This window comes from Xenorhabdus budapestensis (assembly GCF_002632465.1).
Classification (GTDB): Bacteria; Pseudomonadota; Gammaproteobacteria; order Enterobacterales; family Enterobacteriaceae; genus Xenorhabdus; species Xenorhabdus budapestensis.
Map to the genome: position 1 here is coordinate 103,905 of NZ_NIBS01000008.1, position 23,284 is coordinate 127,188.

Annotated in this window: 17 protein-coding genes and 1 pseudogene; 6 read left to right on the forward strand and 12 right to left on the reverse strand. The window is 40.0% G+C overall.

Annotated elements, in window-relative coordinates; all coding sequences use genetic code 11:
- Window positions 1–140: 140 nt before the first annotated feature.
- The 3 genes and pseudogenes from Xbud_RS21325 to metE form a co-directional block, all read right to left on the reverse strand.
- The gene (locus Xbud_RS21325) at window positions 141–197 is read right to left on the reverse strand and encodes a hypothetical protein (protein ID WP_422645771.1); all 57 of its coding nucleotides are present in this window, start codon (window positions 195–197) and stop codon (window positions 141–143) included.
- A pseudogene (locus Xbud_RS09595) lies at window positions 172–393 on the reverse strand (GntT/GntP/DsdX family permease); the annotation flags it as partial. The pseudogene Xbud_RS09595 and the gene Xbud_RS21325, both read right to left, overlap by 26 nt.
- A 6-nt stretch (window positions 394–399) precedes the next feature.
- Window positions 400–2,688 carry a 5-methyltetrahydropteroyltriglutamate--homocysteine S-methyltransferase gene (gene metE, locus Xbud_RS09600; protein ID WP_099135856.1) on the reverse strand — a complete coding sequence of 763 codons (2,289 nt, stop codon included), beginning with the start codon at window positions 2,686–2,688 and terminating at the stop codon, window positions 400–402.
- A 107-nt stretch (window positions 2,689–2,795) separates the two neighbouring features.
- Between metE and metR the strand changes: the two genes are divergently transcribed.
- Entirely contained in the window at window positions 2,796–3,752 is a 957-nt protein-coding gene (gene metR / locus Xbud_RS09605) for an HTH-type transcriptional regulator MetR (protein WP_145956622.1), read from the forward strand.
- On the opposite strand, the gene Xbud_RS09610 is transcribed toward metR, so the two are convergent.
- The 3 genes from Xbud_RS09610 to Xbud_RS09620 form a co-directional block, all read right to left on the reverse strand.
- Window positions 3,637–4,536 carry a carboxylate/amino acid/amine transporter gene (locus Xbud_RS09610; RefSeq protein WP_099135857.1) on the reverse strand — a complete coding sequence of 300 codons (900 nt, stop codon included), beginning with the start codon at window positions 4,534–4,536 and terminating at the stop codon, window positions 3,637–3,639. The genes metR and Xbud_RS09610 overlap by 116 nt on opposite strands.
- A gap of 4 nt (window positions 4,537–4,540) precedes the next feature.
- Window positions 4,541–6,190: a Na+/H+ antiporter gene (locus Xbud_RS09615; RefSeq protein WP_099135858.1), complete on the reverse strand. Its 1,650-nt coding sequence runs from the start codon at window positions 6,188–6,190 to the stop codon at window positions 4,541–4,543.
- Between the two features lie 273 nt (window positions 6,191–6,463).
- Window positions 6,464–7,810, reverse strand: a complete 1,347-nt coding sequence (locus Xbud_RS09620; protein WP_099135859.1) for an NCS2 family permease — start codon at window positions 7,808–7,810, stop codon at window positions 6,464–6,466.
- A gap of 429 nt (window positions 7,811–8,239) precedes the next feature.
- Here Xbud_RS09620 and Xbud_RS09625 point away from each other — a divergent pair, with 429 nt between their 5' ends.
- The gene (locus Xbud_RS09625; RefSeq protein ID WP_099135860.1) at window positions 8,240–9,580 is read left to right on the forward strand and encodes an MATE family efflux transporter; all 1,341 of its coding nucleotides are present in this window, start codon (window positions 8,240–8,242) and stop codon (window positions 9,578–9,580) included.
- A gap of 90 nt (window positions 9,581–9,670) precedes the next feature.
- Here Xbud_RS09625 and Xbud_RS09630 read toward each other — a convergent pair whose 3' ends face one another.
- From Xbud_RS09630 to Xbud_RS09640, 3 genes are read right to left on the reverse strand one after another with little or no spacing between them, the layout of a single operon-like run.
- A complete protein-coding gene (locus tag Xbud_RS09630; protein WP_099135894.1) occupies window positions 9,671–10,339 on the reverse strand; it encodes a DUF799 domain-containing protein in 669 nt (222 codons plus the stop codon).
- On the reverse strand, window positions 10,339–10,695 hold the full coding sequence (locus tag Xbud_RS09635; RefSeq protein ID WP_099135861.1) for a DUF4810 domain-containing protein: 357 nt from the start codon (window positions 10,693–10,695) through the stop codon (window positions 10,339–10,341). Before Xbud_RS09635 ends, Xbud_RS09630 begins: the two co-directional genes overlap by 1 nt.
- Window positions 10,696–10,733: 38 nt before the next feature.
- Window positions 10,734–11,405, reverse strand: coding sequence for a CsgG/HfaB family protein (locus tag Xbud_RS09640; RefSeq protein ID WP_099135862.1), 672 nt, complete (start codon window positions 11,403–11,405; stop codon window positions 10,734–10,736).
- A gap of 1,114 nt (window positions 11,406–12,519) precedes the next feature.
- Here Xbud_RS09640 and Xbud_RS09645 point away from each other — a divergent pair.
- Together Xbud_RS09645 and Xbud_RS09650 are read left to right on the forward strand one after the other, a co-directional pair.
- The gene (locus Xbud_RS09645) at window positions 12,520–13,845 is read left to right on the forward strand and encodes an SLC5/6 family protein (protein WP_099135863.1); all 1,326 of its coding nucleotides are present in this window, start codon (window positions 12,520–12,522) and stop codon (window positions 13,843–13,845) included.
- Window positions 13,846–14,717: 872 nt separating this feature from the next.
- Window positions 14,718–15,281, forward strand: coding sequence for a tyrosine-type DNA invertase (locus tag Xbud_RS09650; RefSeq protein ID WP_099135864.1), 564 nt, complete (start codon window positions 14,718–14,720; stop codon window positions 15,279–15,281).
- A 455-nt stretch (window positions 15,282–15,736) separates the two neighbouring features.
- Here Xbud_RS09650 and yjiA read toward each other — a convergent pair whose 3' ends face one another.
- The gene (yjiA, locus tag Xbud_RS09655) at window positions 15,737–16,690 is read right to left on the reverse strand and encodes a GTPase (protein ID WP_099135865.1); all 954 of its coding nucleotides are present in this window, start codon (window positions 16,688–16,690) and stop codon (window positions 15,737–15,739) included.
- Window positions 16,691–17,244: 554 nt separating this feature from the next.
- Between yjiA and Xbud_RS09660 the strand changes: the two genes are divergently transcribed.
- Both Xbud_RS09660 and Xbud_RS09665 read left to right on the forward strand, forming a co-directional pair.
- Entirely contained in the window at window positions 17,245–19,002 is a 1,758-nt protein-coding gene (locus tag Xbud_RS09660; RefSeq protein WP_211283512.1) for a flavin monoamine oxidase family protein, read from the forward strand.
- Window positions 19,003–19,208: 206 nt separating this feature from the next.
- Window positions 19,209–20,510 carry an FAD-dependent oxidoreductase gene (locus Xbud_RS09665; RefSeq protein WP_099135866.1) on the forward strand — a complete coding sequence of 434 codons (1,302 nt, stop codon included), beginning with the start codon at window positions 19,209–19,211 and terminating at the stop codon, window positions 20,508–20,510.
- 118 nt (window positions 20,511–20,628) lie between these two features.
- On the opposite strand, the gene Xbud_RS09670 is transcribed toward Xbud_RS09665, so the two are convergent.
- Together Xbud_RS09670 and Xbud_RS09675 are read right to left on the reverse strand one after the other, a co-directional pair.
- A complete protein-coding gene (locus Xbud_RS09670; protein WP_099135867.1) occupies window positions 20,629–20,832 on the reverse strand; it encodes a YbdD/YjiX family protein in 204 nt (67 codons plus the stop codon).
- 158 nt (window positions 20,833–20,990) lie between these two features.
- Window positions 20,991–23,144, reverse strand: a complete 2,154-nt coding sequence (locus Xbud_RS09675; RefSeq protein ID WP_099135868.1) for a carbon starvation CstA family protein — start codon at window positions 23,142–23,144, stop codon at window positions 20,991–20,993.
- Window positions 23,145–23,284 lie beyond the last annotated feature (140 nt).

Consider the following 23,284-nt stretch of genomic DNA (forward strand, 5'->3'; position numbering starts at 1 on the left):
ATTATTGGTGATAAATGTGCATGGTATGTCAGTCAAAGTTCTTGTTACAAGCTGTACCAAAACTTGAAGTCTTAATTAAAGTAATGAGGATTTTATTTGGAATATCCAGAATAAAGAAAAGCGCCCTTTACAGAGCGCCATTACGACGACTTACATGGTTCCACTTTCATGTAATACTGCACCCAAAGCGCTACCAGCACCAGTAACCAACAGAATAACACCTGCCATCTTTAAGCTATTTTCCAGATGTTCAATTACCTCATGCTTGTTAACTTTGGGCATTAGCGTATAAATTGCCAATAATACACTAATTGCCAAAACAATAATTGGCTCACCAAGAAAATCAACTCGCCCACCACGCTTATCTAGTGTGGTGGGCAACTTGTTGCTCAAATTAATTTAGTCGTTCACTGAATCACGCAGACGTTTTGCCGCTTCAACCATATTCGCCAGTGACTGGCGGGTTTCTGTCCAACCCCTGGTTTTTAAACCACAATCCGGGTTAACCCATAAGCGTTCAACAGGAATGCGCTCGGCAGCTTTGCGCAATAAAGCTTCAATCCATTCAACACTCGGCACATTAGGTGAGTGAATATCATACACGCCCGGCCCAATCTCATTCGGATATGAGAAATCTTCAAATGAATCCAGCAATTCCATATCTGAACGGGAGGTTTCAATAGTAATGACATCCGCATCCAACGCCGCAATGGAAGGCATAATGTCATTGAACTCGCAATAACACATATGAGTGTGGATCTGTGTATCATCTTTCGCCACTGCTGCACTCAGTTTAAAAGCATCCACCGCCCAATCCAGATATTCCTGCCACTCTTCTCTGCGCAGCGGTAAGCCTTCACGTAATGCCGGTTCATCAATTTGAATAATGCCGATACCCGCTTCCTGCAAATCATCCACTTCATCACGCAAAGCCAGTGCAATCTGTTTAGCAATGGTTTCCCGGCTGATATCTTCCCTTGGGAATGACCAACAAAGAATGGTCACCGGCCCTGTTAACATGCCTTTTACTGGTTTATCAGTCAGAGATTGTGCATACGTTGCCCAATCGACCGTAATCGCTTCTGGACGGCTGATATCTCCGATAATTACCGGTGGTTTTACGCAACGGGAACCATAGCTTTGTACCCAACCATTCTGAGTAAAGACATAACCGTCAAAATGCTCACCGAAATATTCCACCATGTCATTGCGTTCAGCTTCACCATGCACCAGTACATCTAATCCCAGTCGCTCCTGTTCATTGATCGCCTGTTTAATGTGCTCACAAATATTGATGCGATAATGATTACCATCAACACGGCCTTTCTTGAAATCTAAACGTAAGCCACGGATCTCTGTTGTTTGTGGGAAAGAACCGATGGTTGTTGTTGGCCACAAAGGTAATTTGTACCGTTGGCGCTGAAGTTTGGCGCGCTCTGAATAAACCTGATTGCGCTCACTGTCTTGTGGTTGGATCTTAGCAAGACGTTCAGCCACAGCCTGGTTGTTCACTCTTGTGGAACTACGACGGGCACGAATTGGAGCACTATAACTATCCAATTTATTCAATTCGGTCTGTTTACTGCCTTCAGGTGCGTTTATTGCCTGAGACAACAGAGATAACTCGGTACATTTCTGTAGTGCAAAAGCAAACCAGCTCTTAACTTCTTCATCCAATCCGGTTTCATCATTCAAATCAATCGGACTATGCAGCAATGAACAAGAAGTACCGACCCAGATATCTCGTTTGCCCACCAACGGTGCAATAAGTTCATATTTCGCACTCAGATCTGCCCGCCAGACATTGCGTCCATTAATAACTCCCAACGAAAGCAGCCATGACTCCGGTAAAGATTTTTCCAATTCATTGAGAGAGTCCTGCCCTGCCACCAAATCAACATGCAAACCTTGTACCGGCAGTGCCTTAATGGTTTCCAGATTATGGCTGATGCTATCGAAATACGTTGTCAGCAATAATTTAACCTGCCCCTGGAGTGCCTGATAAGCTGCCGGGAATGCTGCCAGCCAATCTTCTGGTAGTTCCAGTACCAACGCAGGCTCATCGATCTGTACCCATTCGATACCACGTTTTGCGAGTTCAGCCAGAATTTGCTGATATACCGGCAGAATATCCTCCAGCAGTGAGAGGCGATCAAAAGCTTTTCCTTTCACCTTTCCAAGCCATAAGTAAGTCACTGGCCCCAACAAAACAGGCTTCACTTTATGTCCCAATGCTAATGCTTCATCAATTTCATCCAGTAATTGAGGCCATCCGAGCCTGAACTCCTGGCCCTGCTGAAATTCGGGCACAATATAGTGATAATTGGTATTAAACCATTTGGTCATTTCTGATGCAGCAGCCGGAGTACCTGTAGGAGCCCTACCACGAGCAATACGGAATAGTGTATCTAAATCAATGTTTCCATCTTTATTTTGATGGCGAGGAGGTACATTCCCTAACAGCAAACTGGTCGTCAATACTTGGTCATACCAAGCAAAATCACCAACAGGAACTAAATCCACACCTGCCTCTTTTTGCTGTTGCCAGTGACGTGCACGTAATTCACTCCCTGTTTCCAGCAATTCTTGTTGAGAAATTTTACCTGCCCAATAGTTTTCTTGTGCTTTTTTTAGCTCTCTTTTCAAGCCGATACGTGGAAAACCTAATGTATGATTCAAAACTGTCATGTTGTCACCCGCAAATTTTAGCCGTCTAGATGTTTACACTTCTATAATCAACAGGTAATGTATAAACCACAAGCGCAAATTATTCATAATCAACTTGAAGGTTTTTCATGATCGAGATAAAACACTTAAAAACACTGCAAGCATTAAATCACTGTGGTTCGTTGGCAGCAGCAGCAAATCATCTGCATCAAACACAATCGGCTCTTTCACACCAATTCAGTGAACTGGAGCATCGGCTGGGATATAGGCTTTTCATTCGTAAAAGTCAGCCCCTGAAACTGACTCATCAAGGTGAAGTGCTACTAAGATTGGCAGAACAAATTTTGCCTATGATCACAGCCTCCCTACACGAGTGCAATGAGCCGCAAGAGACTAACTTGCGTATTGCCATTGAATGTCATAGCTGTATTCAGTGGCTCACTCCTGCACTTAAGCGTTTTAAGGAAAGCTGGCCGCAGGTCAATGTGGATTTTAAATCCGGGGTAACTTTTGATCCACAGCCGGCGCTGCAACAGAGAGAGCTGGATATTGTACTGACATCCGACATTATTCCAGACAGTAAACTGCACTATACGCCGTTGTTTGATTATGAAGTGAAACTGGTAGTTGCACCGGATCATCCATTGGCTAATCAGCGGGATATCCAGCCACAGGATCTCTCCCCCGAAACCTTGCTGATTTATCCGGTTCAACGGCAACGTTTTGATATCTGGAGACGTTTTCTTGAACCAGCAGATGTTACTCCGACCTTGAAAACCGTCGATAACACGTTATTACTAATTCAAATGGTGGCCGCCCGTTTAGGTATTGCAGCATTGCCTCATTGGGCGGTGGAAACATTCGAAAGACAAGGATTAGTTGTCACTCAGACATTGGGAGAAGGGTTATGGAGCCGGTTGTACGCAGCCTGCCGTAAAGGGGAGCAACGCCAACCGACTATTGACACATTTATTCGTTCTGCGCGTCAGCACGCAGTGGATAATTTGCCGTTTGTGAAGCGGGTCTCAATATCCAACGATGATGCACCCAAAGCGACGCAACAATCAGGCTGCCTCCAATGGTAAAGCCCAACCAATTTGGATGCTGCTGCCAAATTACAAAATTGACCAATAACCCCGCCGGAACCAGCATATTATTCATAATCGCCAGTGTTCCGGCATCCACTTGGGTTGCGCCATAATTCCACATAAAGTAGCCAATACCGGAAGCCCCTACTCCTAACCAGATCAGAACTCCCCATTGTAATTGGGTTGTCGGCAGTTTCTGTGGATCGCCAAACATTAGCCAGCCGATAATTGCAACAACACAAGCGCCTAAATAGAACCACGAAAATGCGATTCTCTGTGGTATCGGATACACTTCCATCAAACGTTTATAACCAACTTGACCAATGGCGAAGAAAATATTTGCCAATTGCACCAACATTAAACCAATCCAGAAGGATTCACTTAACCGGTCATAACGAATAATCGCAGCTCCCGCCACAGCCAGTAACGAACTGAGTGCATAGCCCCAACGCAGCGGTTGGCGTCCCATCAAATCGTATATTAATGTGACATACAGTGGAGTCATGACCGTAAACAGCAAAAATTCTGCTACCGTCAGATAGTGGTAGGCATGAAATACAAACAAATACATCACACCTAACTGACAAGCTCCCACTGCCATATACAGTGCAATGACTTTCAGTGATAACCCACGCCAACGCAGAAATGGCAGAAATACCAGAGCAGCTAACACTACCCTGACAAGAACAGAAAACCAGCTATCAACCTGACCGGCGAGATAAGCACCAATCAGGCTGAATGAAGCGGCCCACAAAAGTGTTGTAATTGTTAATAGCCACATATTTTTATTGAGATTTACCTACCAACAGCGCTTCAAGCAAATCCAGGTCATGCAGGAGCGACTGTAGCGTTTCATTACTAATCTTACGAGTTGCACGCAAGTGATATAGCTCTCCCCTCTCAGCCCGTAACGCCGTCAGGCGGAAACGCCGCTCCAGATCTTCAACCAACAAGCTGTGTTCACCCTCATCAGTCCCGGCAGTACGGCGTCGCAAATAACCGGTGACTCGGGAAGCGACCTCACTAATCACTTCGGCATCCAGTTTTTCTTCAGTGCTGACAGACAGACGTTCTTCCATTTTATTCATACTGACAATCGCAACTTCAGCCATCGCCGCTTTCGCCATTCTGATTTCATTGAAACCAGACTGTTTGTCTCCCACTTTCATGCCTCTCAGCAATAACGGCAGAGCAATAACGCCAACAAACAGAGAGAACAGAATCACACCTGCGGCAATAAAGATCAACTGATAACGAGCAGGGAATGGATCGCCATCCGGCAGGAAAAGAGGTACGGATAAAGCACCAGCCAGAGTAATTGCCCCGCGGACACCAGCAAACGAAGCCAGCAACAATTCACGTGTAGTGTAGGTTGAAAATTCCAGCGGTTTTTTCTTCATCAATACCTTGCTGGTATTTTTCATCAACCATAGCCAGCAGAATCGCAGCAGTACCAACGCAGCATAAATGATACCTACCACAGCGAACAGCATCCAGGTTTCAACATGTGGATCAAGTTCTGCCTGAGCAACAGACGTCTCCCAAATCCCCGGCAACTGTAAGCCCAGCATGATGAATACCAGGCCGTTGAACACAAACGCCAACATTCCCCATACGTTATCAGCACGCAAACGCATATCCAAAGGCGCATTGCGGATCACTCCCGCCGTACTGATAGTCATACCCGCAGCAACTGCGGCCAGAATACCGGAGAAACCAATATGCTCAGCAATCATGTAAGAAGCAAATGGCAATAACATCATAAACATGATTTGAGTGGCAGGATCATCACCACTCCAGCGACTCATCAATCGTAGTGATTTACTGTACAACCAGGTGACAGCAATACCCGACGCCAAGCCGCCAATAGCCACTTTAAAAAATTCGAATGTTGCACCCGTGACGGTAAATGCCATTGTCCCCATAGCAATTGCCACGGCAAATTTCAGAGCAACCAGACCGGAAGCATCGTTCATCAATGCTTCACCCTCCAGCACGCTCATCATATTTTTAGGAATACCCCCTTTCCCAACAATCGAAGATAATGCAACTGCGTCAGTTGGTGACAACACTGCTGCCAGAGCAAATGCAGCAATGAGTGGAATACTCGGCAGTAACCAGTAAATCAAATAACCAATGCCGACAACTGTCACCAGGACCAATACTAAAACCAGAATAACTATTTCACGCCCATGTTGAAAAAATTCTCTGGTCGGTGTTTTCCAACCATCAACAAATAATAGAGGAGGGATAAGTAAAACGAGGAATAATTCAGGATCGAAAGTAACGTGTAAACCAAAATGAGGCCAGGCCAGCAATGCCCCCATTGCTATTTGCACTATCGGCAAAGGGACACGGAATGGGATCACTTTAGTAAGAACACCAGAAACTGACACCACCAAAATCAAGATCAAGATAGTAAAGAATATTTCCATGTTACCCTTACAAATTGCCAAAAATCCGTCGGTGAAGAGATTGTGACTGTTTTTTTCTTGTAATAACAGCGCTAATAACCGCAAAAATTGAAGTTATTCTGGAAAAACAAAAAACAATCATATTGTGAATCAATGACCAGCAAGTCATTTGTCTATTTTATACTTATCTACGGAATTTTGTCGAAAATTTGACAGATTTTAAAAATTATCTAACCTGGAAATACACGCGCAAACTTTAATCGTTTGCGCATAATCTTTTGAGTATCCTTTTAATTAAATGGCCCAGTTGCCAGCGTAGAATACCACCAATGCAATAGCAATAATTACCGTACCGATATTCAGTTTGCTCCATTCACCAGAAAAAACACGTCCAACAACCAAGGCACCAAACCCCAGCATAATACCAGTAACAATATTACAAGTCAGAACGATAAATACAGCGCACAGTAATCCTGACATTGCATCGACAACATCATCGAAATTCAGCTTGCGTACGTTACTCAACATCAACAACCCGACATACATCAAAGCAGGCGCTGTCGCATATGAAGGAACCAGGTATGATAATGGAGAAAGGAATAATATCAGCAGAAATAAGATACCGACAACCGCTGCGGTTAACCCTGTTTTTCCTCCTGCTGCGGTTCCTGCTGCGGATTCAATATAAACGGCAGCAGGAGAAGAGCCAATTGCTCCGGCGAAAATGCTACTGACCGAATCAGCCGTTAACGCCTTACCGCCATTAATAATCTGCCCTCTTTTATCCAACAGATTGGCCTGCCCTGCTACAGCCCTGATAGTGCCTGTAGCATCAAATATCGCTGTCATCACCAGTGCAAGAACACTCGGTAATACAACAGGCTGTAAAGCCCCCATAATATCCATGCTAAACATCAAAGAAAGCCCGTCTTCCCCCAACGTTGGCAATTTAAAAAATCCTTGATATTTCACTGCCGGATCAAAAATCAGGCCAATAATTGAAATAGCGATAATAACCAGCAAAATACCACCGGGAACTTTTTTCCTTTCCAGTCCGATAATCCCCGCTAACCCTAGCAAGGTCATTATTACAGGGAAAGCGGTCAACGAACCAAAAGCAACCGGCAACCCCGCCTGGGGATTTTTAATCACCAGTCCAACGCCATTTGCTGCAATAAGTAACAAAAATAATCCGATGCCGATACCTGCTCCATGAGCTATCCCCATTGGCATATTGCGTAATATCCAAGCGCGAATACCAGTAACGGAAATAACTGTGAACAGACATCCCATCAGGAAAACAGCGCCCAATGCGACAGGAATACTGACCTGCTGCCCCAATACCAGACTGAAAGCAGTAAAGGCCGTCAGTGAGATTGCGCAGCCAATTGCCATCGGTAAATTAACCCATAATCCCATCAATAATGAGCCAACCCCTGTAACTAAACATACAGCAATAAATACTGCGGTATGGGGAAATCCGGCTTGTCCAAGCATACCTGGCACAACAATAACGGAATAAACCATCGCCAAAAATGTGGTTAATCCAGCGAGAATTTCCTGACGTATCGAGCTTCCGCGTTCAGTTATCTTAAAATACTTATCAAGTTTGCATTGAGTTGGTGCCTGCGTGCCAGACATGTTTATCCCCTGCCAATATGTTGAATATCTATCCGATTCCTCACCATTTTTCCCCTCTTACCCGACGAAAACGATTACGTCATTTGATAATCTCAAAAATGCTGAGCTTATTAGTCCAGCCATTTCCATACGCAATCGTTTGGCTTTTGAGGTAAAAAATGGTGAGATATTTTGAGGCAAAGGATTATCTGGTGAATCGGGGATGAGAATCAAGTCATAATCATGAATTTTGTTGCCAATCCCCCTATTGGCAGTCTTAAGGAAAAACAGGAAATCAGTGAATATTTATAATAAAAGTTTTTACTTCATCACTATCGGGGAATAACGCATTTTGTCTACCAATCAACCAGTAAACCAAGTAAAATCATAGATACTTTCTGGGTATTTCACACCACAAAAGACCATTCAATTTAATTAATAGGTTTTATAATGCATCAATCTGATGTTACAGATCGTTCGCTTTTTTCACTGAGCTGGCCGATTTTCATCGATATTTTTCTTCATATGGCGACGTTGCTAATCAATACATATATGGTCAGCCATATTTCTTCGGCTTACTTAGCTGCTATGGGGGTTGGTAATCATGTTTTTGATCTGTTCATTACGATCTTTAATTTCATTAGTGTTGGTTGCAGCGTTGTAATTGCACAATATCTCGGCTCAGGAAAAAGAGATAAAGCCAGTCAGGCGATCCATATTTCCATCGCCTTTAATTTTGTGTTGGGTTTTAGTTGTGCCTTGGTGACGATTTTCTTCGGCTATAAAATCTTGCGCATCATGAATCTGCCAGAAAACCTGATGGAGGATGGATTTGCTTATCTGCATATTTTAGGTATCTGCCTGATACCGGAAGCAATTTCAATTATTTTGGCTGCTTGTCTGCGGGTTTATGGTAAGTCAAAATCTGCCATGTATGTCACCCTGATTGCCAATCTGCTGACGATTGTCGGTAATATGATTGTCCTGTACGGGTTCTTTGGTCTACCTAAATATGGACTGGAAGGCGTGGCATGGTCTACGGTATTTGGTCGTACGGTTGCTGTTATTCTCCTCTGCGGATTGTTATTTTATGGTTTAAGAATCAAGCTGTCCCCGAAATTACTGATATGCTGGTCAAAGAATATGCTTGGCAAAATCCTGCATATCGGTTTACCGGCTGCCGGTGAAAACCTGGTGTGGATATTACAATATATGACCGCACAGGCTTTTATCGGTTTGATGGGTGAAACTTCTCTGGCTGCACAGACTCTGTATTTTCAATTATCGCTGTTCATCATGCTGTTTGGTATCTCCACCAGTATCGGTAATGAAATTATGGTCGGCCATCTTGTCGGAGCAAAACGTTTTGAAGATGCCTATATCCGTGGGATAAACAGTCTGAAAATCGGCGTTGTTGTCACAGTTGGTGTCGTATTATTTTTCTGGATTTTCCGGGAACCGCTCCTTGGCCTGATGACAGAAGACCAAAAGATCATTGAGCTTCTGCTGCCTTTATTCCTGCTGTCTGTATTTCTGGAGCCGGGGCGTACTTTTAATATCGTCATGGTCAATGCCCTGCGTGCTTCCGGTGATGCCAGATTCCCGCTTTGTACTGCTCTGCTCTTCATGTGGGGTATTTCTATCCCTGTTGGCTATTTTCTGGGAATTACCATGGAGATGGGGATCCTGGGGATCTGGATTGGCTTTTTCTGCGATGAATGGATACGAGGGCTGGTAAACGCCTGGCGCTGGAAATCTAAGAAATGGCAAACCAAACGATTAGATGTTTAATCGTGTTTAACTGCAAAACTATAGTTGTAAAAGTTAGTTGTAAAAATGACAGTAAAAAATGCCGCAGTTATTGTCTGCGGCATTTTAAAATTATTCTAGTTTTTCTTTACGATAATGTTCTGAACGCGGCCCATACAGCAGGTGGCCATATTGATATCCTCCTGCACTCAACAGACGATTGCTGGTAATGCCTGCAATATCGTGGCCTTTATCCATCACAGTGTTCGCAATTTGCTCAATAGCCGCAGACACTAACATACCAATAATTCCACCACCGCCATTGTTACGATTTTCTGCGGTAGAAGCTGTCGCTACACCACTCCACACTTGTTTACCAGTCCGCAGATCAACCAGGCGAGCTTTCGCTGTCACGCGGGTATCACTGCTAATGAGCTGATATTGTGTACCGTATTCTGTGACATCCAGATAAAGCGCTGCATCCGCACCAAAAATATCATGTAGCTTTTTATAGCTGATATTGTGGATATCCTGCGCATCTACTGCACCATTCTGCCGGAATATCTCTTCGACAACCGCGACAGGAAAAACATAATATCCTGATTCCGCCAACGGATAAGTGACTTGAGAAACCACACTGCCAGCCGCCTTCACATCCACGGATTTATTCACAGCAGGCAGAACCAGTATCGATTTAGGGTCACTTTCCTTCAATGCACTATAATCGTAAGGTGTCTGCTTGGCACATCCTGTCAATACCAGCAATAATAAAGCGCCGACTGCGCCCCAAAAACGGTTCATCATTTCACTCCCTTATCTTTATTCAGCAGAAAATCCATATACTGTGCGGATTCAGGAAATAATTTCTTTTCTATTTCAAACTGCTGAAAGGCTTCTTCAATATTGCCTATTTTACTATAGAGCAACCCCATTTGAGCGTGCAGCCCGGGAGGAACGGGTTTGTCTTTGGCTCTGGCTTGTTCAATGACTTTTTGCAATGCCTGGATCTGCTCTTGTGGCCCGGTCTTATCCTGTTGGTAATATTGGTAAACTGTTGGCTGATATTCACCCCATTCATAAATGTTTTTAGGTGCCTGCACACATCCGGCCAATAATAATATGCCCAGCAGCATTCCCGTCTTTTTCATCAAAAACATTAAAAAGTTTTCCCTATGTATTATTAGTTATTAGAATATTAGTTCGTTGGTTTCCATTCACCACTTTCAATACCAGACACAAGGTCATTAACAGCTTCACGGATCGCCAAATCCAACACCTTGCCATTCAGAGTAGAGTCATAACCAGATGCACCACCGAAGCCAATAATTTCGCGGCTGGATAATTTATATTCCCCTGCTCCCGCTGAAGAGAAAACAACTTCAGACGTTTCAACATTCACAACGTTCAGCATCACTTTTGCATAGGCAATCTGTGATTTTCCCCGTCCCAAAATGCCCCATAACTGATGGTCACCTACTTCCTTGCGGCCGAATTCAGTAACAGCACCAGTGATAACATAATTAGCTCCCTTCAGCTTCTGTGCTTTGCCTTGTAACCCGGCCTCTGTTTTCAATTCAGCCATGTTAGTACGCTCCAGCACATTAAAACGACCAGTTTGCTGTAAATGAGTCACCAGAATAGTTTTTGATTGGTTACCCAAACGATCGATACCATCAGAGAAAATGCCATTTTGATAGCTTGAGCGGTTTTCAAATTTACCTACCGCAATAGGGCTACGAATTCCTTTGTAGGTGGTGTTATATGAAGAAACTTTTTGCACCTGAAGAGTCGATGACGACTCCGTCGCACACCCGCTCAACATGAGTGAAGCGAAGCAAAGTGAAGCTAAAGTGAGTTTAATTTTCATTATTATGTCTTCCTGAGAGTTTTTAGTTAAATGCCTGCCAGATAAGCTATACCCTTCATATTACCTTATTGGTTTCTGCCTGGAATAGACCGGATTTATACAGACGATAAGACTAAGATGAAGCAGTCAAATAATAAGTTTTATTATAGGAAAAGTCTATGAAATAAAACACGGCTTTATCAGCCGTGTTCAATCCCTATAGTGAAACATAGATTAAGATATTAAAATTCGACCTATACAAAATATCTCTATAACAATATCATATAATTCGAAACATTATATTAAATTGGCAACCTGAAAATTTAAATAATAAGATAAGTTATAATTTAAATGACAACACAGAAAACACCATACCACCACTTCCAGCCCATACAAAGTTTATCCCGTTCTGCCAAACCTTTTTCAAGGGCATCTTATACCAAAAGGAATTGAGGCAGTAATAATACTCTCTGCCTTCCTGCCAAACTGATGCAATTTACCGTCAACATTAGCTATCTTTCCAAAACCATCCCACATATTGGGTGAATCCACGCGTAATTAATTTAATCTGTAATTATTAAAATATAAAATAAAAAAGATATAATTAAATAACTCTTTATATACAAATTTATTAAATCCAAGCAAAAGATAAAGATGAATAAATACACTATATGACCATCCAGATGACCATTAAGATGGATTGCTTTTTATCCATTGCTGACAGTAATGCAAGAAAAAAACTAGATTAATATTCTAAATTACATCATAATGCAGACAATAAAAAGGATTTAATACTGACAGGGTGTTTTGAGCAAGTATGAATGTGGTGAATCACATCGCTTTCCTCTCCAATTGTTTTAATTTTCAATATTACGAACAATCACAACGCCCTGGCATAAAGAGAGAATAACAAATATCAATTTTTCCTTTATGTAAAAATAATTCTTTAAAAAGTCATATTAAATGGAGTCTTTAGGAAAATTTTTCCTCATAGAATTCTTTAATATCAACACACGACAATTCATTTTTTGAACAAATTTTCTGAACAAATCGTTCTTCGGTGTTTATGTGATACGTTTTTCTCTGTGCTTATTCGACACCTATTACAGCACCAAAAATGTAAGCGAGAGCTATTATGAAAACAGCAACAAAAAGTAATGATGTCATGTCCCACGCTTCTTTGGCTGCCAAACGAGCTAATATGACGGAAGCAGAATGGAAACAAGCCACAAAATTTGGTGGCATAGACATGGGATGGGTCATCATGAGTATCGGCATGGCAATCGGTGCTGGTATTGTTTTCCTTCCGGTACAGGTTGGTTTGATGGGATTGTGGGTCTTCCTGCTCTCTTCAGTTATTGGCTATCCTGCCATGTATCTTTTTCAACGCCTATTCATCAATACACTTGCTGAATCATCTGAATGTAAAGATTATCCCAGCGTGATCAGCGGCTATCTCGGTAAAAATTGGGGCGTTTTTTTAGGTGTGCTCTACTTTATTATGCTGGTGATCTGGCTGTTTGTTTACTCCACTGCGATTACCAACGATAGCGCCTCATATCTGCAAACCTTTGGTATTACCGGCAAATTGTTATCCGAAAACCCTTTTTATGGATTAACCTTAATCTGTATTCTGGTGATGCTCTCTTCCCGCAGTGAACGATTATTATTTAAACTATCCAGTCTGATGGTACTGATAAAATTATTTGTTGTTGCCGCATTGGGGCTTTCCATGATCGGCATGTGGCATCTGTACAATATCGGTGCATTACCTCCTTTCTCCATGCTGATAAAAAAGGCCATTATCACTCTCCCTTTTACACTCACATCCATTCTGTTTATCCAGACACTAAGTCCGATGGTCATTTCTTATCGCAATCATGAAAAAAATCGTGAAGTTGCCCGTTATAAGGCACTACGGGCTATGAATATCGCCTTTAGTATCCTGTTTTGTACGGTGTTTTTCTATGCTGTTTCTTTCACGCTGGCGATGGGACATGATGAAGCGGTCAAAGCTTATGAACAGAATATTTCCGCACTAGCGATTGCCGCACAATTTTTCCCCGGTGGCTGGGTCATTTTAGTCAGTATTACACTCAATGTCTTCGCTGTCATGACTGCCTTCTTCGGTGTCTACCTCGGTTTTCGAGAAGCCAGTCAGGGAATAGCCATGAATATTCTCAGCCGCTTAATGCCAACAGCAAAAATCAATGAAAAATGGGTGCAAAAAGGCATCATAGTATTTGCTATTTTATTAGCATGGGGAGCGATTATTCTGAATGCACCAGTTTTAAGTTTCACATCTATCTGTAGTCCGATATTTGGTATCGTCGGCTGCCTTATTCCTGCTTATCTGGTTTACAAGGTCCCCAGCCTCTATCACTACAAAAGAGTATCACTAATCTTGATCATCTTCACAGGGATCTTGCTATGTATCTCTCCTTTTCTGGCCTTTTCCTGATGTGATAAAAATCAGCTGCGGAACGGCTTATCATTAAGGTTTACTTATGCTAAAGACCTTTCTATTGTGGAAGGTCTGTACATCATCAAAGTCCCACAATAAACACATAACGCAATCAATAATTATCGCAATGATGAAATCTTTTTTAATTAACCATAATTAATATTTATTCAATAAATCTTCACAGCTCAAATAAAAATAGGAAAGTATTACTATTTAATTAGCAATAAAATAGCATTATTTCAAATAATAACATAACATTACAATTTACTTATTCATGTTAATTCGGTTGTTTTAAATACCATCACACCTTCATTATTTACATCAAATAAGAATATTAAACACAAATAAAATAAATAATAAAAATAAAATATCGTATAAACAAAAAATTTAAAATTTACATCCGAATAATAATGAGCACAACTCTTTAAGTAGATATTTTGCATACAAAAAAGTACACATTTCACTCTAATTAGATAAATCATTTACTTTTTCCAGTAAATGCAGTAAAAAGACGAAATCATTACACCATAAAAGGACAATATAAGAATAAAAAACTAAAAATAAAATTCAGCCAGATGTTTAGTAGTTAAATTTAATCAATCAGTATTCCTTGTGGAATTCTTTCTATGATTAGCCCATTCTATTCACGAGGGTTACATAACAAATATTTACACTATTTAAATAAATATTTTCATTAAAACAACGATGAACAGAAGCAGCAAATTTTTTTATTTCCTGTTTTCTAATTATATTAACCTGGTATTTATCCAATTATGTTCAAAAGCTCTGATAGTTTGTTGTATCCGATTAGTTTAAATAGCCCCGTTATTTACAACTAATCTATCTGATGTAATAGGAATGATAATTTCATGAAGCAACGCAAATTTTTAACCCGATATGAAATAGATGCAATTTTGGCAGAAACAAAACAAGGACGTCATGCTGAACGAGATTATTGCATGCTATTGATGTGTTTTATTCATGGTTTTAGGGTCAGTGAGCTGTGTAATTTATGTTTATCCGATCTCGATTTAAATTCAGCAATTATTCATATAAGACGTTTAAAAGGTGGTCTATCAACAACACATCCTTTGATCCCTGAAGAAATTGAAGCGCTTAAAAAATGGTTGGATGTACGCCAAAAATGGCGGGAAGCTGATTCACCATGGGTATTTCTTTCCCAAAAATCAGGGGCTGTTTCACGACAACAAGTTTATGGGTTACTGAAACGTTATGGAAAAAAGGCCGCGGTCAGCGTTTCTCCGCATCCCCATATGTTAAGACACGCCTGCGGCTATGCACTTGCAGACCTCGGTCGTGATACTCGTTTAATTCAAGATTATCTGGGGCATCGCAACATTTCACATACAGTGATTTACACGGCCAGTAATGTAAAACGCTTTTCCAAAATTTGGGAGACACACTCTAAGTAAATTTTTATTTATTTTTCTTGTTTTCACTAACATAACCTGTTATTGCAACAATCTCCACTGCCCTTCTCGTGGAGATTGCAAGTAAACAGAATAGACAATTTCGTTGTAACGTAAATATGATTTTTAACGTATGATAAATTCTATTTATATTTGTTGTTTTATGTTTGTTAAATTATTACTTTATTTTTTATAAAAACTTAAATTTCAGCGTTCATATATATAACATAAATTTGTATTTAAATATGAGTAGCAAATTTATGCCAATACCCAATAGAGTTCAAATCAAATTGAGGTGGCACTTCCGGGTACATTGCAGAGCGTATCACTGGAATGAATGAGTTAAGCCAACAAAGAGGTAACTTAAAAAATGAAGGGAGATTCCCTTCATTTTTTAAGTTAAATGAAAAACCCGTATCTCAATTTGGCTATCCAGTTAAACATAAAACAGGTATCAACTATAATTGCGCAAATTTTTCCCTGATTTTCTGCTCTGGTAGATCTATTCCAATAAAAACCAATACACTATGCCGCTGTTCATCATTGCGCCACTCGCGATCCCAATCTGCACTATATAGACGTTGGACTCCCTGAAACAGCAATCTACGTGGCTCATCTTGAATGGCAAGGATACCTTTATAACGCAATAAACTGTCAGCAAAACTCAGTAACAACTCTTCCATCAGATTTGAAATTTTATTAAATTCAACAGGATGAGTCAGATTGACAACAACAGATTGGATACTGTTTTGCTGTTCAGGCACGAAGCGAAAAGTCGGTACTGAAACAGTCAGTTTATCATTCAACATGAAACCTTCCAGCTCGAACAACAAACTTAAGTCAGCCTCGCCATGTACCACTTTATGAATTGGTGCTCTGGCATTAATTCTCTGTAACCGTTCAGTCAGTGCATCATTTTCTGAGGCAACATCCGTTTTTGTTAATAAAATTTTATCGGCATATCCAACCTGTGCCTGCGCAATGGAAAAACGATCCAGTTGTTGCTCTGCATGTACTGCATCCACCAATGTAATAATGCCATCCAGTAAAAAACGCTGGCACAAAATTTCGTGGGAAAAAAATGTTTGAGTAATTGGGCCAGGATCAGCCATCCCTGTACACTCGATAACCAGCCGATCAAAAATGAACTGACCTTTATCAATGCCGTCCAATAAATCCAGTAAAGCATCTTCCAGCTCATTTGAGCGACTGCAACAAATACAACCATTGCTTAACGTCTTAATCTGAGTTGCCCTATCTCCAATCAATTCATTATCAATAGGTACTTCACCAAATTCATTTTCAATTACAGCAATTTTATAGCCATGTTCAGTATTAAGAATATGCTGCAATAATGTTGTCTTACCTGATCCTAAAAAGCCCGTTAGGATCGTGACAGATATAGGTTTCATTTTCGTTTCCTGCTTCATTATAATAATCTTTCTCCTATTCATCTGAAATCGTTTAAGAAAAGAACTAAATTTCTGAGGTATGATCAAAATTTTTCAGAGAAAACAAAACATTGGAGAATCTTAGATGAGTATACTTTAGAAGAATTTGGCAACAACGTCGATAACTTTTTACAACCTTATTGTTTATATCTTAAAATTTATAGTATGTAACTTTATTATTCTGAATTACTTTTTATAAAAAAATAAAAATATTATTGTCTAAACAAATATTCCTAACCACAATTAAATAAAGAAACAATCACATACAATCTAAATAATCAGATTAATCCAGTTACTTTAGCATTTATAAAAAATATATTATGCTCACGAGTATAGAATAATTATATCCGTTACCTTTCAAGTTACAGTTTTTTTATGTTCTTGTTCATAGCAGGAGGTAATCTAAGATACACTCTCCATTATTAAAAAAATCTGAAAAATTATTAAATCTCACAGGTGGTATTAAAAAATGATTCAGGGGAAATACTATTTATCTTAATTAAGAGAGATATCCTATGAAAAAAGACAAAAGAATTGAAATGAGTCAAATTCCTCATAGTGTTGATACTCAAGACGAATTATCAATTGATATAGCAATTATCGGTGCTGGTGTATCTGGCTTATATGCAGGATATCGCCTGTTAAACGGCCAATATTCAGCCAATTCTCATCCCCCGTCTACCGCTCATATATTTGATTTAAATGATCTTGTGGGAGGAAGATTACTCTCGGTTAACTTACCTGGTATGGATATCATCAGTGAATTAGGTGGCATGCGTTACCTCTCTTCACAAAAAATTACAGCATCTCTAATTGAAGATGTTTTTAAATTAAATTACGAACCATTTCCAAGGAATGATACACCAAATAATTTTTTCTATTTACGAGGGCAACGTTTCAGAGCTGATGCATGGTCTAAAATGCAAAATAAGGATAAGATTTTAAAAACTCGTTACTTCCTGGACGATAATAGTAAAGGTCATAGTGCCTCTCAATTATTTAATAAAGTTATATATGACGTTTTAATTGCAGATCCCTGGTTCAGAGAAAATTATGGTGATCTTATTGAAAAAACAAATAAATATGACTTTAAATTTAAAATAAGCCTGCGCCAATGGGATGTTATTAAAAAGAATATAATTTATCTCAAAAAAGGAAGCCCGTATCACGGAATGAAAGTCAAAGACATTGGATTTTGGAATTTAATTAAAGATCAGGTCGGACAAGAAGGTTACAATTTTTTAGCTGATGCCGGAGGATATTATTCAAATACGATTAATTGGAATGCTGCTGAATCCATGTCTTACATGGTAGGAGACTTTACACAAGCTGATACAGAATATCGAACCATTAAAAATGGATATGATCAATTAGCTTATGCTTTAGCAAAAGATTATACAAACCAAAATGGTGCTAAACTTTGGCTAAAGAATACCTTAATCACCTTTAAACGCAATAATAAAGGGAGCCGTCGTTATTCATTAAAATTTAGGAATGAAAATAGTCAAACTTATTGGACAGTAAACGCTGATATTATTATCCTGGCAATGCCAAAACGTTCTCTTAATCTCTTAGATCAACAAAATTTCTTCTTTGATAAACATTTATCCAAAGAATTACATAAAAATATTGACGCGGTTATTTCTGAACCAGCACTAAAATTATTAATGGGATTCGAATATCCTTGGTGGACTAAACAGTTTAAAACCAAATCAGGAGTATCAATCACTGATTTATCTATCCGACAATGTTACTATTTTGGTACGGATCAAAAAAATTCTCATTCATTATTTTTATCCAGCTATAACGATATGAGGACAGTCACATTCTGGAAAGCGCTAATGCGAATAAAAGATAAAAAATTTATCTATGAACCTCGTGAAACCACTATAGTTTCAGAAGAGAAAATTAAAGAGTTTCCCCTGCCCGGTGATCCCGTTCCTAAACATTTAGTCGAAGAAGCAATGCTTCAAGTTAAAGAATTACATGGTATAGATATTCCACCACCTTATATCGCAAGGATCAAAGATTGGTCTCAAGATCCATACGGAGGCGGATATCATGCCTGGCAAGTCGGTGTATCAGTAGAAGAAGTCATGCCTTTTATGAGGCACCCAATAAAAAATGAATCTATACATATTATAGGAGAAGCATACTCAGGAGATCAGGGTTGGACTGAAGGAGCATTTTGTGTAGCCGAGCGGCTACTACAAGAAATTTTTTATCTGAATTGGCCGGAATGGTTAGATAAAGAATATTATTTAGGAAGATAATTAATTTATATAATTAATATATTTTCAAATGAAAGAGATATTCCTATCAATATAAAGTAGTCCGTCATCATTCATAATTAATGATGTACTTATTCATAGAAAATCGCATTATGGATGATAGTGTTTGTTTTTAGTGTGCAATCTGTGTCTGGTTTTATGATTGGTAATAGTAAAAATTTAACAATGAATAAAATTGGAGAATATAGATGAGTCGATATGATTTTACGAAATCAGCAGCACTATTAACAGCAGCAATAAATGTTTCTGCTTTAGGCAAAGATGAACAAGAAGCCACAGTAAATAAAAGCGGATACATTAATAATAAAAAATATGACATTTGTGTTATAGGAGGAGGAATTATTGGGCTGTGTACAGCTTATTATGCAGCTAAGGCCAAGAAAAATATTTTGCTCATAGAGAGAAATACGTTAGGCACACAAGATTCAAGCTCAGCAGGACATGTCAGAATGTGGAGAACGGTTTATGATGATCTTGAACATGCCACATTATCCTTTAGTGCTGGGAAACTTTATCATGAGTTAGAAGAAGAACTAGATTCTAAATTCATGTATATGAACGGATTACTCAATTTTGGTGTGTCAACCGGTGATACGCCGCAGGGCACTCTGTTCGGGCCAATAAAGGTCTTAAAGAAACTTAATAAAAGGTATGAAATACTAACAAAAAAAGAATTAGAAACAAAATATCCATTCAAAAATCTACCGGAAGATTATATGGGTTTATATAGCCCGGATAATGCTACTATAGATGTCAAACATATTATAAGGAAACTGGGGCAGTATTTAAAAGAATCAGATAATGTTACCGTCCTTGAATATACTGAAGTGAATAAGATCTCCAGCCGCCATGATGGTGTCACTATTATGACAGTTAATGGTAACTATAAAGCTGATAAAATAGTCATTACCTCTAATGCTTTTACTAATAAAATATTACCTCAATCACTGGGAATAAAAATAAATTATATCATTTGGGATATGTGTTTCTCATACTACAAATTAACAGGAGAAATTCCGGAAAGAAACTATCCAATGTTCTTCCAATTTGAGAATCCTAAAAATGGTTACAGTAATCTTTTCTATGGTTTTCCCAGTTATGAATTTGCACGCAAAGATTTTATTCGTCTTGCCGTAGATTGGGCTTCACATAAATTTTATGATGTGGATGACAGAAGTTTTGCACCGAAGGAATTAGATATTGATATAACCAGAGATTTTGTCATTAATTATATGAGAGGAGTTGATACCACACCTATTGATATGGCAAGAGCATTACATGCTGATCTACCTGATAATACAGCAGTATTAGATTTTATACCTAAGCAATATGATCAATACCAAAATATTGTCTTATCATTAGGTGGTTGGACATTTAAATTTGCGCCATTATTTGGAAAAGCATGTGCCGATCTTGCATTGACTGGAAAAGCTGGGTTCGACAACCATGCATTCAGAATAAACAGGAAAAACATTATTCAACCGATTTAAAAGCTAGATTCATTTATCTTAAAACCGTAGGTTACAGTATTCGAAAAATATGATTAAGCCGGCAAAACAATTTCGCTGGCTTTTTTCATCGTGTCAAATCGCGCTTCCATTTAGTAGGCTAGCAACAGCGCATACCACCTTTACCATCACCACCATAACGTGCATTCTGACGTTCACGGAAAAATTCTTCATAAGTCATATGAGACTGATCAGGATGATTATCCTTCATATGCTGTACATAAGTGTCATAGTCAGGAACCCCCACCAGCATACGGGCAGCTTGCCCTAAATATTTTCCGGCTCGCCCAAGATTACCAAACATAATGTTCTCCAATCGCTGTTCCCAAAAGCTATTTCTTTCAAAAACTATTCCTTAACCCCATACCTTAAAGAAAGGCCCCACATAATACAAAGGCGATTATGTGGGGATAGCTATTACCAATGCAGTTTTATGTATCTGCTATCGGTTTGAGTATTCCATCAGTGCGTAGAAGAAACTTTTACCCCACCTTCTGGAACAGGGACATAAGGTGTTTCTTTATCTGTACGTTCCGGATTTTTATTCGCTTTTATCGCGGCCTTAATACCATAAATAATGATGCTATAGACCACAACAAGGAACAAAATACTTAAACCCGCGTTGGTATAGTTGTTCACAACAATGTGATTCATGTTACTAATCTGCTGCGCGGTCAATTCTGCTCCGCCTTCTGCAATACGCTGTTTATACTCTTTTACCAGGAAGAAAAAACCTTCCAGTTTGGGGTTGTCGCTGAATAATTTCAATCCCAACGCCCAGGTAGTACAAATCAGCAACCAGATCGCAGGCACAACAGTGACCCAAATGTATTTAGTACGTTTCATTTTGATCAGCACAACAGTACCCAGTACCAGTGCAACAGCTGCCAGCATTTGGTTCGAGATCCCAAACAGCGGCCACAGACTCTTGACACCACCCAATGGATCAACGACACCCTGATACAACAGATAGCCCCACATACCTACACAACCCGCTGTACCGATCATCCCCGCAATCAGAGAATCCGTTTTTTTCAGGAACGGTACAAAATTCCCTAACAAATCCTGTAGTATAAAACGGCCAGAGCGTGTACCCGCATCCAAAGCTGTCAGAATGAATAACGCTTCAAACAGAATACCAAAGTGATACCAGAAGCCCATATCTGCAACCGGGACAATCTGATGGAATACATGGGCAATACCCACTGCCAGAGTTGGCGCTCCTCCGGCACGATTCAGGACAGAGGGTTCACCAATGTCTTTTGCTGTTTGCAGAATTTGATCTGGTGAAATAACAAAACCCCAGGAACTAACTACTGCTGCGGCTTGTGTGGTCACATCGTTCAACGCAGCCATAATCATTGGAGCTTCCGCAGTTCCCAGATTGTGCAGATCAGGCATAGTGATGCCCAGCGCAGCCGGAGGCGTGTTCATGGCAAAATAAAGCCCTGGTTCGATAATAGATGCCGCAACCAGTGCCATAATGGCAACAAACGACTCCATCAACATCGCGCCATAGCCAATGAAGCGCGCATCTTTTTCGTTTGCCAGCAATTTAGGTGTTGTACCAGAAGAGATCAGTGCATGGAAACCAGAGACTGCACCACAAGCAATAGTGATAAACAAGAATGGGAATAATGTACCTTTCCAGACAGGCCCTGTACCATCAACAAATTGTGTAACGGCTGGCATTTTCAGATCAGGATTGAGGATCACAATCCCAATCGCCAAACCAACAATCACACCAATTTTCAGGAAAGTCGCCAGATAATCTCGTGGAGCCAGGATCAACCAAACTGGCAATAATGCAGAAACAAACGCATATCCAATCAGCGCATAAGTGATAGTAGTATCTTTAAAAGTTAAAGCAGGCCCCCAGTAAGGATCAACCGCTACAACACCACCAAACCAGATTGCAGCGATCAACATCAAGATACCAATAACCGAAACTTCTCCCACGCGACCCGGACGGATATATCGCATGTAGATCCCCATGAAAAGTGCAATCGGTACTGTGGAACAAACGGTAAATACTCCCCATGGACTTTCTGCCAATGCTTTCACCACAATTAGTGCCAGTACTGCCAGAATAATAATCATAATCAAGAAACAACCAAATAGAGCGATTGTGCCCGGAACCCGTCCCATCTCTTCTTTAACAATCTCTCCTAATGACGCTCCGTTACGACGAGAAGAGATAAACAACACCATAAAATCTTGTACTGCACCAGCAAGCACAACTCCGGCCAGCAACCACAATGTCCCCGGCAGATAACCGACTTGCGCCGCCAACACAGGCCCGACTAATGGCCCCGCCCCTGCAATAGCTGCAAAGTGGTGACCAAACAGAACATTTTTGTTGGTAGGAACATAATTAAGGCCATCATTATTAACAACAGCGGGTGTTGCCCGAGTTGCATCCAGCTTCATCACCTTTGTGGCGATGTAAAGGCTGTAATACCGATAGGCAACCAAATAAACTGCTACGGAAGCAACAATTATCCATAAAGCACTAACATGTTCTCCCCGACGCAGTGCAACAACCCCGAGGCAACATGCCCCAATTATCCCCAATATTATCCAGGGGACATGTTTTAAAAATTTATTATTGTTCATAAAACACCCTTTTTAAGGTAAGACGAACAGCAAGTTACTCTTTTTACTTTCACTTCAAGAAACCAGTTATCTGAACACAGAGGAAAGAAACACTACTCGCCACACTGCACTATGATATGAAACTTCCTGCTGCGATATTA

Bases quoted from the DNA above. Each gene is read 5' to 3' on its own strand.
- metE (WP_099135856.1), bottom strand. From the start codon at position 2,688: ATGACAGTTTTGAATCATACATTAGGTTTTCCACGTATCGGCTTGAAA.
- metR (WP_145956622.1), top strand. From the start codon at position 2,796: ATGATCGAGATAAAACACTTAAAAACACTGCAAGCATTAAATCACTGT.
- Xbud_RS09610 (WP_099135857.1), bottom strand. From the start codon at position 4,536: ATGTGGCTATTAACAATTACAACACTTTTGTGGGCCGCTTCATTCAGC.
- Xbud_RS09615 (WP_099135858.1), bottom strand. From the start codon at position 6,190: ATGGAAATATTCTTTACTATCTTGATCTTGATTTTGGTGGTGTCAGTT.
- Xbud_RS09620 (WP_099135859.1), bottom strand. From the start codon at position 7,810: ATGTCTGGCACGCAGGCACCAACTCAATGCAAACTTGATAAGTATTTT.
- Xbud_RS09625 (WP_099135860.1), top strand. From the start codon at position 8,240: ATGCATCAATCTGATGTTACAGATCGTTCGCTTTTTTCACTGAGCTGG.
- Xbud_RS09630 (WP_099135894.1), bottom strand. From the start codon at position 10,339: ATGAACCGTTTTTGGGGCGCAGTCGGCGCTTTATTATTGCTGGTATTG.
- Xbud_RS09635 (WP_099135861.1), bottom strand. From the start codon at position 10,695: ATGTTTTTGATGAAAAAGACGGGAATGCTGCTGGGCATATTATTATTG.
- Xbud_RS09640 (WP_099135862.1), bottom strand. From the start codon at position 11,405: ATGAAAATTAAACTCACTTTAGCTTCACTTTGCTTCGCTTCACTCATG.
- Xbud_RS09645 (WP_099135863.1), top strand. From the start codon at position 12,520: ATGAAAACAGCAACAAAAAGTAATGATGTCATGTCCCACGCTTCTTTG.
- Xbud_RS09650 (WP_099135864.1), top strand. From the start codon at position 14,718: ATGAAGCAACGCAAATTTTTAACCCGATATGAAATAGATGCAATTTTG.
- yjiA (WP_099135865.1), bottom strand. From the start codon at position 16,690: ATGAAACCTATATCTGTCACGATCCTAACGGGCTTTTTAGGATCAGGT.
- Xbud_RS09660 (WP_211283512.1), top strand. From the start codon at position 17,245: ATGAAAAAAGACAAAAGAATTGAAATGAGTCAAATTCCTCATAGTGTT.
- Xbud_RS09665 (WP_099135866.1), top strand. From the start codon at position 19,209: ATGAGTCGATATGATTTTACGAAATCAGCAGCACTATTAACAGCAGCA.
- Xbud_RS09670 (WP_099135867.1), bottom strand. From the start codon at position 20,832: ATGTTTGGTAATCTTGGGCGAGCCGGAAAATATTTAGGGCAAGCTGCC.
- Xbud_RS09675 (WP_099135868.1), bottom strand. From the start codon at position 23,144: ATGAACAATAATAAATTTTTAAAACATGTCCCCTGGATAATATTGGGG.